The organism is Paenibacillus sp. FSL F4-0100 (assembly GCF_037993005.1).
In the GTDB taxonomy this organism is placed as follows: domain Bacteria; phylum Bacillota; class Bacilli; order Paenibacillales; family Paenibacillaceae; genus Paenibacillus_AQ.
On record NZ_CP150303.1, the window covers coordinates 3,849,532 to 3,868,218 of the forward strand.

At 42.2% G+C, this 18,687-nt stretch carries 15 protein-coding genes; 3 read left to right on the forward strand and 12 right to left on the reverse strand.

The annotated features are described in order from the left end of the window. Positions 1-80: 80 nt before the first annotated feature. The 6 genes from MHH48_RS17390 to MHH48_RS17415 all read right to left on the reverse strand — a co-directional run bounded on the left by MHH48_RS17390 (position 81) and on the right by MHH48_RS17415 (position 8,720). A complete protein-coding gene (locus MHH48_RS17390; RefSeq protein ID WP_076323499.1) occupies positions 81-2,663 on the reverse strand; it encodes a glycosyl hydrolase-related protein in 2,583 nt (860 codons plus the stop codon). Positions 2,664-3,162: 499 nt separating this feature from the next. Continuing rightward, on the reverse strand, positions 3,163-3,969 hold the full coding sequence (locus MHH48_RS17395) for an aminoglycoside adenylyltransferase domain-containing protein (RefSeq protein WP_076323500.1): 807 nt from the start codon (positions 3,967-3,969) through the stop codon (positions 3,163-3,165). A 70-nt stretch (positions 3,970-4,039) separates the two neighbouring features. Beyond that, positions 4,040-4,933 (reverse strand): aminoglycoside phosphotransferase family protein, encoded by an 894-nt coding sequence (locus tag MHH48_RS17400; RefSeq protein ID WP_076323501.1) that lies wholly within the window; start codon positions 4,931-4,933, stop codon positions 4,040-4,042. Positions 4,934-5,156: 223 nt separating this feature from the next. After that, positions 5,157-6,125, reverse strand: coding sequence for a phosphotransferase (locus MHH48_RS17405; RefSeq protein ID WP_076323502.1), 969 nt, complete (start codon positions 6,123-6,125; stop codon positions 5,157-5,159). Between the two features lie 456 nt (positions 6,126-6,581). Then, a complete protein-coding gene (locus MHH48_RS17410) occupies positions 6,582-7,013 on the reverse strand; it encodes an NUDIX hydrolase (RefSeq protein WP_076323503.1) in 432 nt (143 codons plus the stop codon). A gap of 723 nt (positions 7,014-7,736) precedes the next feature. Continuing rightward, on the reverse strand, positions 7,737-8,720 hold the full coding sequence (locus tag MHH48_RS17415) for a LacI family DNA-binding transcriptional regulator (protein ID WP_076323504.1): 984 nt from the start codon (positions 8,718-8,720) through the stop codon (positions 7,737-7,739). 85 nt (positions 8,721-8,805) lie between these two features. Here MHH48_RS17415 and MHH48_RS17420 point away from each other — a divergent pair, with 85 nt between their 5' ends. After that, entirely contained in the window at positions 8,806-9,633 is an 828-nt protein-coding gene (locus MHH48_RS17420) for an HAD-IIB family hydrolase (protein ID WP_076323505.1), read from the forward strand. Positions 9,634-10,197: 564 nt separating this feature from the next. Here the strand turns inward: MHH48_RS17420 and MHH48_RS17425 are convergent. Then, a complete protein-coding gene (locus MHH48_RS17425; RefSeq protein ID WP_076323506.1) occupies positions 10,198-11,046 on the reverse strand; it encodes an N-acyl homoserine lactonase family protein in 849 nt (282 codons plus the stop codon). 201 nt (positions 11,047-11,247) lie between these two features. On the opposite strand from MHH48_RS17425, the gene MHH48_RS17430 reads away from it, so the two are divergent. Continuing rightward, entirely contained in the window at positions 11,248-11,634 is a 387-nt protein-coding gene (locus MHH48_RS17430) for a helix-turn-helix domain-containing protein (protein WP_076323507.1), read from the forward strand. A gap of 508 nt (positions 11,635-12,142) precedes the next feature. On the opposite strand, the gene MHH48_RS17435 is transcribed toward MHH48_RS17430, so the two are convergent. Then, positions 12,143-12,628 carry a hypothetical protein gene (locus MHH48_RS17435; protein ID WP_144023472.1) on the reverse strand — a complete coding sequence of 162 codons (486 nt, stop codon included), beginning with the start codon at positions 12,626-12,628 and terminating at the stop codon, positions 12,143-12,145. Between the two features lie 173 nt (positions 12,629-12,801). Next, complete coding sequence (locus MHH48_RS17440) at positions 12,802-13,506, reverse strand: type II CAAX endopeptidase family protein (RefSeq protein WP_053489874.1); 705 nt, start codon at positions 13,504-13,506, stop codon at positions 12,802-12,804. Positions 13,507-13,592: 86 nt separating this feature from the next. Between MHH48_RS17440 and MHH48_RS17445 the strand changes: the two genes are divergently transcribed. Continuing rightward, complete coding sequence (locus tag MHH48_RS17445; RefSeq protein ID WP_076323509.1) at positions 13,593-14,339, forward strand: MerR family transcriptional regulator; 747 nt, start codon at positions 13,593-13,595, stop codon at positions 14,337-14,339. A 573-nt stretch (positions 14,340-14,912) separates the two neighbouring features. On the opposite strand, the gene MHH48_RS17450 is transcribed toward MHH48_RS17445, so the two are convergent. The 3 genes from MHH48_RS17450 to MHH48_RS17460 all read right to left on the reverse strand — a co-directional run bounded on the left by MHH48_RS17450 (position 14,913) and on the right by MHH48_RS17460 (position 18,590). After that, a complete protein-coding gene (locus MHH48_RS17450; RefSeq protein ID WP_306024473.1) occupies positions 14,913-15,779 on the reverse strand; it encodes a recombinase family protein in 867 nt (288 codons plus the stop codon). Between the two features lie 1,125 nt (positions 15,780-16,904). Further along, positions 16,905-17,486 carry a TetR/AcrR family transcriptional regulator gene (locus MHH48_RS17455; protein ID WP_076323511.1) on the reverse strand — a complete coding sequence of 194 codons (582 nt, stop codon included), beginning with the start codon at positions 17,484-17,486 and terminating at the stop codon, positions 16,905-16,907. Between the two features lie 93 nt (positions 17,487-17,579). Beyond that, entirely contained in the window at positions 17,580-18,590 is a 1,011-nt protein-coding gene (locus tag MHH48_RS17460; RefSeq protein WP_076323512.1) for a fumarylacetoacetate hydrolase family protein, read from the reverse strand. Between the last annotated feature and the right edge of the window lie 97 nt (positions 18,591-18,687).

Consider the following 18,687-nt stretch of genomic DNA (forward strand, 5'->3'; position numbering starts at 1 on the left):
GGGACGAGAGTGCTTCCAAAAAGGGAGAAGCTTATAACTTGATCTTTTTCCTTAGGTGTCCATCCGGCCATTTGCATGTTTTATTGAATACGGATCGTTGCAATGGCCCTAGCTTGAAGTTGCAACTTCGCTATGCCCTTTGAAATTTCTAGCGCAGCTACATTTTTCTCAAGTAGATCGTTTACATAAGCACCTTTCACCTCTTGATTTGGTAAAGATATCGATACATGCGAAGGGCTATCAGACATATTTCCAAGCCTGATTATGATACCTTGCTTATCTTCTGCCCGCTTAACATGCAACGTCACAATCTGTTCTCCCTGAACTTCAAGTAACGATCCAGACGATTCCGAAGAACAATACACTACTGGATGAATTTGCACCGGCGCCGACGCCTCGATGCCATGCGCGGCAGCCCTTACAGCATTGAACTCCTTAAATGTATGCAGGACATATTTCACCGTAATCAAGCCAGGCTGAGAGGCACGGAAGTTGGTGTCCCAATAATTATTCACCGGCCATGCCAGAAGCAGCGGATTGCGTGTTCTCGGAATGGCACCTTGCTCCTTGCCGAAGTTGAAATCTCCGACTTGCACGAGCGGCGCATCTGGACATGCCAGTGTAACGCCGGAATTTCCATCGAATACGGAAACAGTCTGATCTACCGTTACCCAATCGCGGCACACGCCTGGAATTTGTTCATCGTCCAACTCGACAAATGTGCCGGCGCTATCGAACTTCGCGCGCCATCCGGCGTTTAATTGCAGCGGGAACGTAAAATAGATCGATTCCGGCTTGCGGATGTCCTGCTTGTGGAAAGACGCGATCAGCTCGATGCCCGGACGGTCTGCAAAGAACGTGATTTTTTGCTCCAATCCGTTTACGCTCGGCGCTTCCCACTTGAGCAAGAGAGTAACACCGGAATCATGACGAATGATCTCGCAGGTTACAAGCTTATCCGCGCCCGTTCTTCGTGCAGGCCACTGGTGATTCCAACAGCTAATGCTATTATTGCATTTCTCCAATTCGCGCGGGAATAGCGTACTTCGGTGCTGTGCCTGCTTCATCGGATCGATGCTTTCGTGCACGAATTGGAAAAAGCTCCATTCGCTGCTGGAGTCGAGAACGTGTGTACTGTTAATTTTATCGAAAAGTTCTTGAATCCTACCTGTTGACGGATCGAACGAACATTTGTAAAAGCACGATTCAATCGTAGTTTCGGTTGTCACTATATCATTAGATACCTTTTGGCCGAACCTGTTGAAAGGTACGATCTTCCATCCGAACGCTGGAACCTCTACAACGCCGGCTGACGGCTTCGTCCAGTCCGTATCGTAATTGTTCAGGTTGACCTTGTAGCGGTTAGCGGCGGTATGTCGGCCGCGCTCGTAATTGAAGTCTATCGGGATTCTGGCATCATATTGGATCGGAATGTGCGTCGGATTGACAAGAAGCAACCCATCGGGCGTTCCGGACTGATACGGGTTTCCCGTGAATGATTCAAGCTGCTTCGTCGATATATATTGACTAAGACTATTCGCTTGATATGCATAGTGCGACTTGTGAGCCCATGAAGTTCTGGTATATACGGAATCCGGATCCCAAATCGATTCGTCCGCGCCCCACGTATGTTCATCATAAAGGTTTAAGTTTTCCCAAGCCGCACTCAGCAATTCCGAGTATCGTTTACCATGGTCCTGCGGCTGGAATGCCTCCATAAATTCAGCATTCCTTAATCCTGCTTTTGTTCTTCTGTTCAGTTTAGTTTCAAAAGCCGAGCTGGCTGCCCCGAAGTTCCAGTAATCCGTCCAATCACCTGCATGGACAGGTATGCTTTCTTTGGGGATTGACTTCAGCTTCTCTAGCAACATTTCCGGCGTCACCAAACGGATTTTTTGCTCATGGCCCTCTTCGTTCCATCTTGCGACCATTTCCATTAAATCATAGTCAGGCTGCGAGTTGTCCATCATTGGCGTATTTGTGGCGGATATATAAATGAAATCTTGTTTGTATCCTTCTTCAAGGATACGATTCATGTAATTGTCCAGCCCCTCTTTCATCATCCGGGTATCCTTCTTCCACAACAGACCAATTTGCGTAAGCATCGAATAATGCTCACCATTAAACGTCAACAGCTCTCTGCCGTCAGGCGTCTGCCAACGAAATATACCGGGTCTGCGGAACGGAATACCGCCGAAATGAGTGTTAATTCCGGTCGTATAGAGCTCAATTCCCGCATCTATCATCATTTGTGATAACGCCCATGGTTGGCCGTTAATATCATGGTTAATCGCCGTATTTAACGAGATTCCAAAACGCTCGCGAAGATATCGGACAGGATACAGCATGCGGGCGAGCTGTTCTGCGTTGCATAAAGGCGTCGTGTGCAAACTCATTGCCGCAATGCAGATTTGGCCGTTTTTCAGATACCTTTCAAACCGTTCCACTTGATGCTCCGAGGTTGATTCCAGCCATTTCATCACCGGATACGTTGCTTCGAGAGTCCAACGGAATCTCTCCGTTTCCGGCAAATGCTCCGTCTGTTCGCATAGATCGATCGCTTGATCGATATAATCTCGATGAAGCTCAAGAGCAACAGGTTGAGTATGCGTATAACCGATATCTAAATGGCTATGGTGCAGAACTAGTATTTCTTTAATCATGGCAACGGCAACCACCTTTCATACATAATATAACGTAAGAGTACCCCCCCTAGAGTAAGAATGTCTTTATCGCATTACGCCATATTTTTATAAATTCAGGACAACTTATTTCGTATTAGTAATTCCTCCTTACCGTGCATGAAAAAAGCTAGTGATCCCATCAAAATAGAACCGCTGGCTTCATCAAACATTATTGCAAAATCGCTGTCGTAGCGATTACCAAGTCTCCTACCATGACGCCGTCTTTTTCGCTGACAAATATATATTTATTTGCTATTAATTTCTAACGACCCACTGAATAAAGGTCAGTATGGAACTTCATGTTAATCCATCCATTTAACGGATGTTTCAGATAACATCTTATTTGCAGTCTTTATAAATAAATCCATATGTAGAGTATTCTCGAAAATATTAAAACTATCCTGCCCGTTAGTTTAACAAAGGCAGCCGATCACAATGATCAGCTGCCTTCTTATTTTGAATAAGCTATCGTTTCCCGTTAGCTCAATAATGGCCTCTTGATTTGATTAATTACATAGTCCCTTAGGTTATCTAAATCAGACGCTAAAAAGTCTTTTAACTTAGCCTTATCGTTATAGGTCTCAACTACATTTTCAATGATGTGACGGTATCGTATGGGGACTAATCCAATAGCCCACTCACCAGCTTGTGCTTTTGAATATATCGCTTTGTTTTCTTTATATGACCAAATTCTAAGAAGAGTGAGGATTCCTGTAACGAGAGGCTCTCCATCTAATTTGCTAAAATAATCAATGCCCCAGATTATGGAGTCCCAAAAATCTTTTTCAGGTACTAAAGGGAATGTCTCACTTATGGCTCGGCCGTAGATACAAATACCGCTTTGGTTTATCAAAGTTACGTGACATGCTATATCTCCGTCTGTATACATATCCTTAAAATCCCAGAATGCCAAATCATTCTCGCTGGCTATTACCTCGAATTTGGGCCTCCAGTAATCACTAAAGTGAAACTCATATGGAGTAGGGTGTCTCCATGGATTAAGGTCTGAGTAGCACAGAATACTTAACTCGATTGGTGAAGGCTTTTTATGTAATGTCAGGAACCCATTCATTAAATCTAACCGTAGAGAAGCAGTTAATGGTTGTTGGGTGATCACTATCATGTCTAAATCGCTATGAGAAGGCTGAAAGCTACCTAAACACATTGAGCCGTGAAGGTAAGTTCCAATCAAGTTTTCGCCCAAGGTGTGATGTAAAAATTCCGTTATATTTGTAATCTGTTCCTTTATTTCTAGAGGGCAATTATCCCAGTTATATCCACTCAAGAGAAATCACTTCCTTGTTCTATAACTAAAACACTACGAAACCTTTCTCGTTAGTTTGATGGCAGGGCTGTCAGAATATTGCCCGCTGCGCGTACCATTGATTCAAATCGACAGACCCTTGTACTCCTAGCAAACGGTAGAAGTAGCGGTACACCTTGCGATATTTAGATAAATCGGGGGGATCCAGGATTGTCGAATAACCATTAAGGAAAGAAGCTGCAGATATCTCATCCAGCACATACTCTAATCCGACAAAATCAAATTCGCGTGGGCCTATCGCATAGGCTTCAACATCGACGACCGCAGACAGCATCCCGTCTTGAATTAAGAACTGAGACGGATCTAGATCAATAAATACAGGACAGAAGTGATCCGGAACTGGCAGAACAAAAAGCTGACTGATAATAGCATCGACCTGCATCTTGATATTACTATCATTCTTATAATCGCGCTCGACAAGATGCCGAATGGTTTGGGACATACGAGCATGGAAGGATTCTTTTCGATCAATTTGGCCGGAGGAAAGGTTTCCGAAGTAATCGTAACGATTTAAATGCACTTGTGCCAGCCAGACACCTAACTGATGAAGAAGCTCATCAGATTGCCCGATGAATGACCGAAGTGCCTTGCCATTCATTTTTTCAACAACGAGATATTCCTTATTTTCGAGAACTGCACGCGCATGCACCCGCGGTGCCGGAATTCCCAAAATAGCACTGAGCATGGTAACGTTTGCTTCGAAATATCGCATTCGTCTGGGATCGATCCCGAATAGATCAAGACACCCCCACCAAAACTCTCGGGCTGGTGCTTCGGTCAATCTGGACGAACGCACGACACGTTCCTCTCGAGTTGTTTTGACCAACCACACATCGCTGGCATGCCCGGAATAACCAGGATCAAGATATGTGATCCGTTCGATCGGTTCGCGAAAGAGTTGCTGGAGTTTAGACTCGATAGCCATAGATGGAACTCTCCTCGTTATAATAATTTTGTACCTTCATTCTTTGTACCCACTTATAGTCCGTAGAAAATAATGTATTCTACAAATTTCCATTTTAACCTGCCCGTTAGTTAAACAAAAGCATCCGATCCACGTGGATCGGCTACCTTCTTGTTCTTATTGAGTATCGTGTCCCGTTAGCTTAATTCGTTAACGTTTTTTGTTGTACTATTATGCCATTTCATTACATATCAAATATCTCATCGAGATTCTCCCATTCGTCGCCAATCCATATCATTTCATCTATAAATCGACTCATGGCTTTATCTTTTCTAAATTTCTCATGCACCCATTTGAACTCTTTATACCAAGTTAATTTAACCGAACCAACTAGCTGTTCCGGAAGTAATGTGCGATGAATTCGGTAGCCCTCGATGTATGATTTTGTAGTCTCAATATTTATTTGATTTGCTCGCAATGCTCCTGAAAGGATAGCGCGAGAAATATCAAAATCCATATAAACGTAATGAAGTCTATCGAAATCCAGAATGTCCGCTAGGCTATCACTATGAAACAATAGGTTATCCATGTGCATGTCCCAGTGTGCCCAACCTTGAAAACTATTATTTTTTAGTTTTTCAAGATCGAACCTTTTAAGAATTTCTATTTGCTTTTCAATAGCAGCTAGATACTTTTCGTTACCTGCCTGTTGGGTCTCAAGATAGTTTATTCTTAGCTCTTCAATTTTTTTTTCCTTTGAAGGTAATTCCCACTGTAAAAACTGTAACAGAGGCATGTTAACTTGCATCCATTTATGCATTCGTCCAGTAGCTTCACCAAGACTATACATTTGTTCATTATTGGTTTCACCAGCTTCAACAGGCATACCCGTACTGACTCCTGAAATCATATAAGATTCTCCGGTAGGTGTTGCATGAATATATTCACCTTTGAAATCGATAACTGGCTGGCAGGGGATTCCGTCTGCATGCATCATGTTTTGGTATTTTAATGCTTGCTTCACTCCATCCAAACCACGTCTGTATCGAACCTTATCATATTGCTTAATAAAAACAGGTCCATGATTTGCTTCCATTATCCATTTCAAATTACCGTAACCAAGATTGTTTGGTATAGCATTTTGAATCTTCCACCCAAACTTATACTCTACATCTTTTATTATTTCATCTCTAATCTTTTCATTTTTATTCATGCACTTAATTTCCCACCACTTTTTCAGAATTAAAAGGATTAATTATGTCGTATAGCATTTTACATATATTCCCCTAACAGTTTCCATTATCCTGCCCGTTAGCTTAATTAAAAGGGCGTCTACCACCGTCGATGAAATCATATCGGGAATGTAACCATGTTCTTGTCATCAGTCGGGAATGTTATCAAGTTCTTGTCATTGTGTTTTGACAAGAACTTGATAACATAAATATAAAAAACCGCATATCAGCGGCTTCTAATGTTACTATGTTTTTGTCACCCGACAAGTTTTATCAATTATGCTACAAATTGTTTTAAAGTGAAATGTACAGATCACTTATAAATAAATTATCCTGCCCGTTAGCGTAATGAAGCTACCGATCAGCGCCGGCAGCTTCGTCTTGGTCGTTTATACAACTATCGTTTCCCGTTAGTTCAATGATTTATGTAAAAAACATTATTCAAACCACTGCCTAGGTCCGATGATGTGGAATAAATGATCACTACTTGTATTAAAAGCATCCTTTATACGTGAAATAGTAAAATCACTAATCGGCCTAGGCAAATCCTCTAAATTGAAAAAATTACATTCAGTTACTTCTTCCGCATCTGGCTGTGGTTGTTGATTGTCGACCACCTTACAAGTGAAAACAAAGTGATGCATATCGTGATTGGGTTCATAATACACGCCAGTCAAGCGCTCTACAGTAACTTCAAGACCAGTTTCTTCAAACACTTCCCTCTTTGCTGTATTCTCTGCAGACTCATTTTGCTCAGATAACCCACCAGGTAGTTCCCAATTGTATTTTCCGTAGTTATGTTTTACTAGAAGAATTCGCCCTTCCGAATTCATAATAACCGCAGCTGCTCCTACTGGCTTTTTTGACATCCTCACAAGCCCTCCCGAATGATTTAATTTGTAAATTCATCCCATATTATAAACGACAATTTTCTTGAATTAGTTTCGTTCTTATTAAAGTAAACTGCCTGTTAGCTTAATGAAATTTCTTATCTAATCGGGAATCGGCTCAAGTTCTTGTCCTTTACGGCAATCGGTACAAGTTCTTGTCCTTGGCTCGGGACAAGAACTTGTACCGATAAAACAAAAAAGCCGCTATTTTAGCGACTTTCTATGGGATCATGTTCTTGTCCCCCGACACGAATCGTCAAATACTATGAGGCGATATTTGCTGCTCACTTCTTCCGGACAGTTTACATGGAAAAACGAAGCCATTTCCTTCCCTCCTCCCCACCTTCATCTTCACTGTCGGTCAATATAAATGAAAAAAATCCACCTGCGGAGAGCAGAAGGATTTATTGAGGTTACGGTTCAATGTCCTCAATCTCAATCGGCGAGTGCAGATGTTGTTCCACATCATCGATGGATTGGCGAAGCAGCTTAAGCATCTCCAGGATCTCGCATCTCCTTTCTCCTTCAGTGTAAAAGAACCACTGAATATCTTCTTGTTTAGAAATGCTCCATTTTGTCTAGACATTCAAGTACCACAACGAGAGATCTAGTAACGCTTCAATACCTCTTCAGACATGTATCATTCCTGACCGATAGAAGGATTTCACTATCCTTCTTTTTTTGTCGTTCACTTCACTTTTTTTAAGTAGAATTACGTATAATCAGCGAAGTCTTGTAGGTTTTCGCTATAGGAGCAGATCGCATCCCCTTCAATCTCCGGGTAAGACATTCTGTAACATCCCTGACCATATCGGGAATACAATTGGTTAATGTTGTCAGTTCCGGATTAGTCATCAATCCCACAGGATGGTTATCAAATCCGATGACGGACATTTCTTGAGGCACGGATATCCCCTTTTCCTTTGCTGCTTTCAATAAACCTGTAGCTACAAAGTCACTACCTGTTATCATTCCATCCGGTAATTGATCAGAAGTAAATAATTGTTCTCCCAAGTCATAACCATCTTCCATAGTCACCAGACCCGTATAACATTGTGATTTCGTACACTCTAGGCCGAATTGTTGGTGAGCCAGTTGAAACCCGTTCCATCTTTTCTCTTGCAATAGTGTCAGGTGATCCATACAGAAAAACAGATGACGGCGCCCCTTGGACAGCAAATATGCTGTCGCTTGAAAGACCGCATCTTCTTCATCCAATCGAAAGACATCGAGAAATTCTCCGTCCATCGCTTCGTTGCATATGATTCCAATATAAGAACCTATATATTCTTTAATTTCTCTCTCCGAGAAATGGGAATGAGCAATAACCACGGCATCCATTTCTCGACGTAACAATCGGGCATACACATCACGTTCATACTCGCGGGATAATTCGGTCTGATAGATGACAAGTTGATACCCCATTGAGCCTAAAGATCGACTTAATGCACTAACAAGCTGACTGAAATAGGGATGCTCCACATCCGGGACAAGCACACCAATATGATTGCTTGCCTGTAGACGCAACTGAACCCCCTGCGTATTGCGGACATATCCCAGCTCCGTAATGGCTTTCTGTACTTTTTGTCTGCTTTCAATAGATACATGAGGATGGTCGTTTAACACACGTGATACCGTCGACTTGGAGAGACCGCTTACACGTGAAATATCAATTATGGTGGGCAAAATTAACACCTCATCTAAAGTATTGACCTGGGAACGTTCCCTGCAACTATGATATCGTTAACAAACTGTAGGAGGAGTCACACTCATGGAAGTCATCTATACCCCCGCTGTAACCGAATATCTGATATTGTTTGATTTTGACGAAACGTATTACCCGCATGAATGTTTGCCTGAACAACTCAACATGGTGTACGAACTGGAACAATACCTCCAGCAGCTTGCCAGAAATCATCAAGTAAAGATAGCTTGGGTCACCGGAAGCAGTGTTCAGCAAATACAAGCAAAAATGAAAATAGCCGGTATGACGCAGCTCCCCCATTTTATAGCGAGCAATCTGGGCACAGAGATGTGGGAAGTCGAGCCTGACGGACAACTGGTCACTGTTCCTTCATGGGCAAAGATTATAAGCTCATCCGGATTCTCTCGAAGAGATGTAGAAGATTTAATTAGCGAATTAAAATCAACATTCAACATTGTCCTTCACGAACAGACTCAATTTGGTCAATCCGGATATAAAATGAACTACTATTATTATCCGGTATCAGCAGCTAGAACCCAATATGATATAAGTATCATCAGGCACCTGGCTGTAAATCACGGGATCGGAATTAATATCAATATTTGCAATCCCAAGGCAGGTGATCCGGAGCACGCATATGATGTCGATTTTATCCCCGCAGGAACTGGAAAGAAAGCAGCTGTGCAATTCCTGATGGATTATAGTCAGGTACTCCTGTCCAAAACATTGGCCTTCGGTGACAGTGGAAATGACATCGAGATGCTTCGGATGGTTGCCCATGGATATCTTCTCCAGAACGCAACGGCAGAGGCAAAGTCATGCCACAACAACGTTGCCCCTTATCCTTACGCCGAGGGAATTTTGCATGTATGCAGAAATTTCTTTGGGGAGTAATTCATATTATGGCGTTTGCTCAGCTATTGTACAATACAAATACCGCCGCTTTCCTCTACGGAGAAGGGCGGTATTGACATATTGACGGCTTAACAAGCCTATCAACAGACCACCCATGGTCCCTTTTAAAGCTCCATGCCCCATATTCAATTGCTGTCTTCCTCCAGACCTCTGTATGCATTGGAGGGGTGCAGTCCGCGCAGGCGGTAGTGAGAGCGGTGAGATCATCTATAGTTCGCATCTGCCTGTCTAAACGCAAGCTGTCCATAATTCATATGTTCCCCTCCGCTTACGTCATACTATACAATTACAAGATGAACTATAGTACTGTCTCATCCAACAAATCACAGATTAAATTCGTTGAAGCACTACACTCTTGTACCAGATACGTTATCTGTAGTAAAACAGACCTATCTAGATTGTTGAATTTTTTTTGCAACAATCTCTTATGCCTACCCGTTAGTTGTATTATAAAGGCAGCCGATTGCGTCGCCGGCTGCCTACGTGTCTATTACGCTATCGTTTCCCGTTAGTTTAACCTTGGGATGATCTACTTATTGATAATTATTCGTAGTATCCTTCGGTTGATTTGCGAAATTGTTTGAATTGATTGTCATCATGTCCAAACCACACTTGGGAGTTTGTTCGGGTAGCCAGCGTACGGATTCTTTCAACTGTGTTCCGGTAACCGATTGAATCATAGATAATGCCCGGTGGCTTAATTGGAGGACCGTAACTCTCAGCCGTATAAATGGTATCCGAAGCGAGGATGATCCCGCCTGTTTCGGGCATTTCAATGTGCAAGCCTAACATACCCCAAGCATGTCCGCTTCCAAAATTCAAAATTTGGATTCCTTCAGCCAGATCGAGATAATCTTCATTGCGTTTGACCGTTTTCCATTGTAAATGGTTTGTGATCCAAGCATCGATGTCTGCCCAAACATAGGCCCCTTCTTTTTCATTACGGGCGTAGCTCTGCAGTGTGCCATTCAGTTCATCTTCGTGGACGATTATCGTAGCATTCGTGAACATCTCTAGGCAACCCGCATGATCCAGATGCAAATGAGAGGCAATGACGTATCGGATGTCCTCAGGTCTTACGCGGAGCTGCTCTAGTCTGTTATGCAGATAACATTCCTCACACGCCACCCAAGGGGTCGCTTGTTGGGTGGATTCCGCCCAGCGTCCTTCAACGCCCATGGAATTCGGATTGCAAGCCGTATCAAATAGAATCTTCCCCTCCGGATGGTCAATCAACACCGTATAAATCGGAAATTCCACAAACTGCGTCGCCGCGTTAGGATTGCTAACCGTGGCTGGGTTATGCATGTTAATCAACCAGTTTTTATCCATGCTCATACGGCCGTTATCCATCACATACAGTTTAGGGCGGGGCTTTATAATATTCGACATGTTCATTTCCTCCCACTAGATTAATTTAGTTATCATCCTGTTCAAAATGTCAGCCTTCGTAATGAATCAGGCGCTTTTGGCGTAAAGCTCAATGCTTGCTTTGCCCTTGATATAGTCATACAATAATGCATAAACTAAACCTACGTAAGTAGGCACTTTAAAGTGTCCTGGGAACTTCAAGGTGCAGAGGAGGGAAATCATTTGACATCTTTGGTCAAACCAAAACACCCCAACATCGCGCTTGCGGTGTGTGGCTACAGTAAAGTGCTTGATATTATCTCTAATAAATGGACCGCGCTCATCATTTACGCAATGGAAGACGGAAGCATCCGTTACGGGGAAATGGCGAGAAGAATCGAGGGTATTTCCAAAAAAATGCTGACTCAAACCCTACGTAAGCTTGAACGCGATGGACTGGTCCAACGTCATATCACACCATCGGTTCCTCCAATGGTTGAATATTCACTCACTCCTCTAGGGGAATCTTTACTCCAGCCGATGAGAGAGCTACGGCAATGGGGAAGAGAAAATTATGTACGTGTCGAAGCAGCAAGAGTCAACTTCGATCTAACTTACAGTGATGATTAACTATCTCAATAAGTTAAGGTCCATATAAGCCGGGGCTTTTACTTAAACGATCCTAATGAATATAGTTATGATGTCGTCCACAGCCAACGATTTCGCATCGGCTCCGACAACGATCTTAGGCCATCCTTTGCAGGATGGCCTTTTCTTTGATCTAACTTTATTCAACTAATCTGCCCGTTAGCTTAATGAAATTGCATGGGAACATAGTTAGGTACTTATCTAATCGGGAATCGGCTCATGTTCTTGTCCTTTACGGCAATCGGTACAAGTTCTTGTCCTTGACTCGGGACAAGAACTTGTACCGATAAAACAAAAAAGCCGCTAAATTAGCGACTTTCTATGGGACCATGTTCTTGTCCCCCGACAGTTGACAAGAACTTGATATCATAAATGACAAGAACTTGATATTATTCCTCTCTGTCGGCACTAATTTCTTCCCCTCTTTTATTATTCATTTTTGGGCAAAAGAAATAACCCACCATTGGTGGGTTATGTTATTTTTTACACTTTAAAAAGAAAACTTGGCTACATACTTATTAACGTAGTCTCGTTGCGATATATTTTCTTGGGAAGAATTATCGAATACTTTCATAGCAACTCTTGAAGGTGTGTAGGATTTCATATTACGAATTTCCTTCTTCATTTGTTTTGAACCTATCGTACACATCAGCTCCGGTAGCTCTCTTACGTTTTTCGAGCGGTAAACTTGAATTATCGAAGCCTTTTTTCTAGTATCGGAGTCAAGTTTAAAGATTAACGATGGTAAGCTCATTTCGATCATTTGTTCAATTTGAATCCAGGGTGGTGCAACGGCACGTCTAGACCCTTCTTTTGCAATAGACAGCCATTGATAAAAAAAATTGAGGCATATTTCTGATGTATAGCGATTTAAAATCATATGCAACATTCTTCTATTATCTACATCAGAGTAGTTCGTATGTAAGAATAATTTATCCTTTATGTAATTAATCTTCTTCACAATTAGTTGTGTCACATATTCGACTCCATCATACCTGCATAAATTAAACTCATTAAACTTTGAATTCTGATTATAGAACTTTGTAGTCTGGAGAAGCTCTACTAGCCATGTGATGAGTCCCGTCTCATTTGTCGTCATTGCCTCGAAGTGCTTGTTTACGAATTAGGTAACTCTTTTTCTTTCTCCCGTTACATTACCAGAGTCAATAATAAAAATAGTCCATTTGTTAAGCCATGTACCCATACTGCAGGCCAAACAGAATTTGTTCGTTCATACGCCCATGCAAATATGATCCCCCCAAGAAAATTCGCAGGCATCGCGTTATAGGTAGGAATATGGACTATCGTAAAGAGACTCGCACTCAAAAACATTGCCCAACCAATGCCTAATCGGGTTCGCAGCCAGCGATAGATAAAACCGCGATAGAATATCTCTTCGTATATAGGCGAGATGATCACTGCTGATGCAAACGCAATGAATACACTGAAGACCGTAACATTCTGCTGAATTGATTCCGTCTTAGAATTTTCAAATGTATTGCCGATATAGCTGGTAAGGATCATTACGATGGTGCTGCCTATAATCAGCAAGAACGTCCATAACAGAATTCGCCACCAATCCTTCGCAGGAAAGGATCTTAAACCCACTTCACTCCAAGAAAGCTTTTTAGGACGTAGCCCTATGAAATACACTCCCAGCATTAATACTATTGCTATTGTAAGCCCTGTCAATGTTCCTGAATACAGCTCATCTCCAAGCCATTGCGCATATACGGGTTTTACTACAAATTTAATAAATCCGATAACAAATACAAACTCTAGCAACAGCAAAGCTACAAACTCTTTCCATGTCCAATTATCCCTTTGTTTCCAATGCGTTAAGTGATCAGTCATTCCCTTACCCCTTTGTCTCTGTGATATAATTCAAATATATTGGGTGACGCTACGTCACCTGCAAGCATTTTTTTTGGAGGAATATCATGAGTCATTGGACAACAGGACAAGTATCCAAACAAAGCAATGTTTCTGTAAGAACACTTCGCTATTATGATCAAATTGGGCTCCTTACACCTAGCTTTAAGGACGAAAGCGGACGCCGTTGCTATTCCGAAGAAAACTTGTTTACTTTGGAAAAGATCACACTTCTAAAATCTCTCATGCTTCCACTCGAAGAGATTCAGAATTTATTGGATAAGCTATCCTACCGAGAAATACTAAAAGCTCACTATAATCATCTTCAAGAACAACTTTCTTCGCTCCAAACTAGCATCTCCAATACGACCTCGCTCATCAACATGTTTGATCTTGAGGGAGAATTATCGTGGAAACGAATTTCACATTTAGTACAGACAGCCAAACATAATTCGAAAAAATGGATTGAATATTTTGAAGATGACGAGAAGGATTTTTTAGAACAAGTGCTTCCTAGTCTTAGTAAAAGCGACCGAATCACCCAACAATATATTTCACTATTACGGAGAATTGAATGGTGTCAGCAGCATAGCATATTACCTGAATCTGAAGCTGGCTATCAGATTGGTTGTGAGTTGATTGCAGTTTCCAATGATACATTTGATGGAAATGAAGAGTTAATGAATAAGTTTTGGGAAGTAAGAAAAATGCCGTCAGAGACAACTGGACTGTATCCTATAACAGATCAATCACTGGAATTTGCAGAACGTTGTATTATCTATGCAGAGCAATTGCTGAATAAAGAAAATGAATGATTGGTTTCTTAACACTATATATCTGAGTGATTCCTTCATCCACCAATGATCATTGTTGCATATATCCTCAGCAAACTATGTGGATGTAACAGAAAATGCTGCCGATAATTGATATGCTCCCCTTACGGTAGACAGGTGGAATAATAAAAAATATGGTGCGTCAGAGAAACTCGTTATCTATGGTGAAGTCGAGAGTGGGAAAATTGGTGTTAAGACTGCAACCAAGAAATACGGTATCAGCAAACCGGCTTCTGCGAAATCCTGGAATGAAAAGAGCAATGGCATTTCTAGTGCCTACAGTTTCAAGTATCTTCCATGAACTCGGGTACTTATAAAAAAACCCAAGCAAGTGACTGCTTGAACTTTACAGAAAAACATTAGGTTAATGTGGCTCTAAATCACTATGTTCTCACGAGCGACACACAGCATTCAACATGTGTCGAGTGCTTAATATTGACGTAAATACAGGGGGCTAATTTACGCCCCCGCTGGCAACGGATTTCCAAAATTATAGTGGATAATAACTCCACCATCCAACTCAATCTCTATTCGTACAATTAACCGCTGAAGCACTTATCGAAGGGCTTCCTCGTCATCGATTTGCAACTCCGCAAAGCACCTAACTTCTTCCCTGAATTGCTGCATAATACGTTCTTTGGCTTCGCCCTGACTGACAACCGTCTCAAGGATGGTTGCTCGTTCTTTCAAGGTGTGCTGCTCCTCCTTTAGATCTGCATTGCTCATCTGGAACGTATCATCATCGATCATTTTACGAGTCATGGCGCGAACCAGTTCCAATTGCTCTTGTTGAAGCTGCTGCATCTTCTTCTGGTTCGCTTTCAGTTCAGACACGGCTTGGTTCGATTTTTCACTCGCCTTTTTGAGCGCTTTCTCCACCAGAGAGTTCTGATCCAGCACATTCACTGACAATTGACGCAAATCCACTAAAACAGACTTCTTTAACTCATCATGCCGAATGAAATGGGAAGGGCATCCTTTTCTGCCGCGCTTCTGATAAGTAGCGCAAACATAGCCTTCGCGGTCATTCTTATAATTCATCCCTTTGCCGCAATGAGCGCAGTATGCAAGGTGGGCAAACAACGACTTTTTACCCCGACCACCAAACCCTGTTCTAGCTTTAACCGCCATCCGATCCTGCACAGCGGCAAACTCTTCGTGTGAAATAATCGGAGGATGCGCATTCTCTACGACAAACCACTTACTTTCATCAACTTGCTGACGTGGCTTGTAGCCCTTCTCTTGATGAAACAGTTTATTGCTCCTGTCTACACTCGAACGCCCTTGTACCAAGTCTCCTGTATAATGGCGATTTAGCAATATGAGCTTAACTGCCGTCTCATGCCAGACACTACCGGCATTCTTAGCTCCGATAAGCTTCCTCGGAGAAGGAATCTTCTTGTCGGTTAGATAGTTTGCAATCTTTTGCCAACCCCATCAATATTTCTTTGATAATATCCATAATCAACAACAAAATGTTCAGTTGCTTCATTGGTCATAATTGCATTCTTCCTTTACGTGTATTTCGCCTAACGCCTTATTCACGAACTTCGTAAATAATTCCATATGTTGAGATTCGCGAAATGATTACGTTATCCTCCCCGTTAGCTCAACGAAGAATGTCTTGCCAGTTTGGAAGCAGCTCATAGTCTCTAATGTGTTTGTATTCTAGAACCATTACAGCTACCGTATTAACTACACAGAAATTCACCTATCGGGAATGTAACAAAGTTCTTGTCATCAGTCGGGAATGATATCAAGTTCTTGTCATTGTGTTTTGACAAGAACTTGATATCATAAAAATAAAAAGCCGCATAATTAGCGGCTTCTAATGTTACTATGTTCTTGTCACCCGACATCCCCCGACAGGCTTTAGCTGCGGTTTGTTGTCATGGGACAAGAACATAGTCCCTTCTAGGTCAAGAACTTGGTCCCTTAGTTGAGGTCATTTCTGCGCATGGCCACTTCACACTAGCCCCATCGATTCACCCCGTCCTAGCGACATACAGTCGACAGGCAGTTATACAGGACTGATCTCACAGACACACCAAAAAACACCCGCAGAAATCCCTCTACGGATGCTCCATGAACAGCTTGTGTATACGATAATCCGCCTATTTCACATCGTGAAATAAGCAGCCTACCTCCATCAAAAGACTGCAGTCCGCTCGGGAGACTCTATGTTATCAGCAACAAATACGACGAAACCAATCCACTCAGCAAATATCTGTTTACTCATATACAATCGCCTCCTTCAGCATTTCTCACAGTGTACTGGACAACGCCAAACGCCTTCAATGGACAGAATAACTATAATGCTCTTTTGGCTCGGGAGCTAGCTTTTCAGCATATATTCAAGCATGGAGCCGTGAAGACTTAACCAAGTCAAAAGACAATACGATCCTTTCTTTGGTCTGATTCCCTTATATTTTCCATGGAACGTTCCAACATCATTCCTATCACCTCAAATCAATAATTAGGATTTGAACAATCCTCACAATGATTTTATCATATTTTCTTATCTAAGCATTATTCAATGAGCCAACGTTATGCCTGAGATAACATCCCTTTTACAAACAATGAGACACTGTGCTTGTAGAACTCTTCCTCGGTGACGAGTTGGGACTGATAATCCCGGTGAATCAGCTCGCTCATCTGAAATCCATAGCACATCGAGAGAAAAGACATAGCGGAAAGACGCTCATCTTGTATGGCTATGACTTTTTTCTTCTGCAGTCGTTCAAAATATTCAACCAGCAAGGAGTGCAGCTTTACCGGCGGATCGGCCAGCACTCTGTCCAATTCGGGAAGCATTCCTTTGTCGCGGATCCCAATTAAAATGATGTCCGCATTTTTATGGAAAAACAAACGGTACTGCTGGCTTACATTTAGAAGATCGATTTCCGGATTATCGGTCGCATCCTCTCTTAACAGCTTCTCAAATTGCGGGATATCCGAATGTCTTTCAATGATGGCTTCCAATATGCCTTGTTTGCTTCCAAATTGCCGGAAAATCGTAGATTCATTGACTTTAGCTTCCGTTGCAATGGTTTTGGTACTAACGCCCCGATAGCCCTTCGTTTTGATGAGCCGTGTCGCGGCTTCAATGATTCTGTCTGAAGTTTGCATTGTACTTCTCCTTTTGCATATGTTAAACCTATTCTACTACAAGTTTTGCAATATGCAGCAGGATCGGGGTTCATCATTTTCATAAACGTTTATTTAAAGAAAATCGCTTCTTTGTTCCCAGCGGCTTGGTTCCGTAATCTTGACATAATCAGGCACCAATTGCGTGAGCGTGCCTAATTTATCAAATGTAATCTGGATTCGGTCAGAAGGCAATAGCCATTGTTCGGTCTCGATTGCGCAGCAATCCGGTATCGTCCCCATTCCTATAATCGTGCCTGGGAGCGGTGTGAAAACTTTGAGAACTTCCTCCATCACTTTTGCAGGGTGTGCAGAATACTCGGATGTGCTTCCCTTCCAATACAGTCTCTCCCCGATGCGTACATCCACATCCAATGCCAGCGGGTTGTCGATTTCATCCGGCGTAACCAGATAGGGTCCTATTCCTTTGCTACGATCAAAATCTTTGCAGCGCGTCGGTCCGGTCATCGCCTGGAAATCCAGCCACTGCACATCACGGATAGTACTGTCGTTAAAAATAACATAACCTGCAATACAGTTCCCCTTCCCTGTAACAAAGGCCAGCTCCGGCTCGATATCCAGATAGGAAGAGTACGAAGGCCAATGAATCGTATCCCCATCGCCAATTAATGCATTATGGTTACACTTATAATAACTGAAAATTACTTTATTCGGATCTTGCTGGAATTTTTCGGAGATTTGACTTATAAGCTCTTCTCGTTCCGGCCCTGTATATTCTCTTTGCAGCAGATTTACGCCAGCATTTCTTAGATGTCTTGGCGTCAGCCCGAAATCGATAAGCGCAGCCGGATTCGGGACCGGCGGCAGCAGTTTTACTGCTGCAATCGGGCAGATTTCATTTTCATTGAATTGATGCGACTGTTCAACAGCATATTGCATCAATTCCTTAGCAGCATCATAACTTGCCGGCAAATAATGAAGATAGCTATCCATACTTTCAAGACTGTCAAAGAATGTTCCCTGCATTTTCATAATTGCGGCAAAAGACACAACAAATTTCTCGTTAATTACAAGCCCAAACAAAGGTTCCTGGGATGTCTTCGTTTGAAAGGTTACTAGCTTCATATCGAAGCGCCTCCATCCATGCAGTGTGATGTTGTTCTGTTGCTATCATATAGCATAGAATAAATGCATGCAAGTACTTGCTTGCCTTTATGTTTTC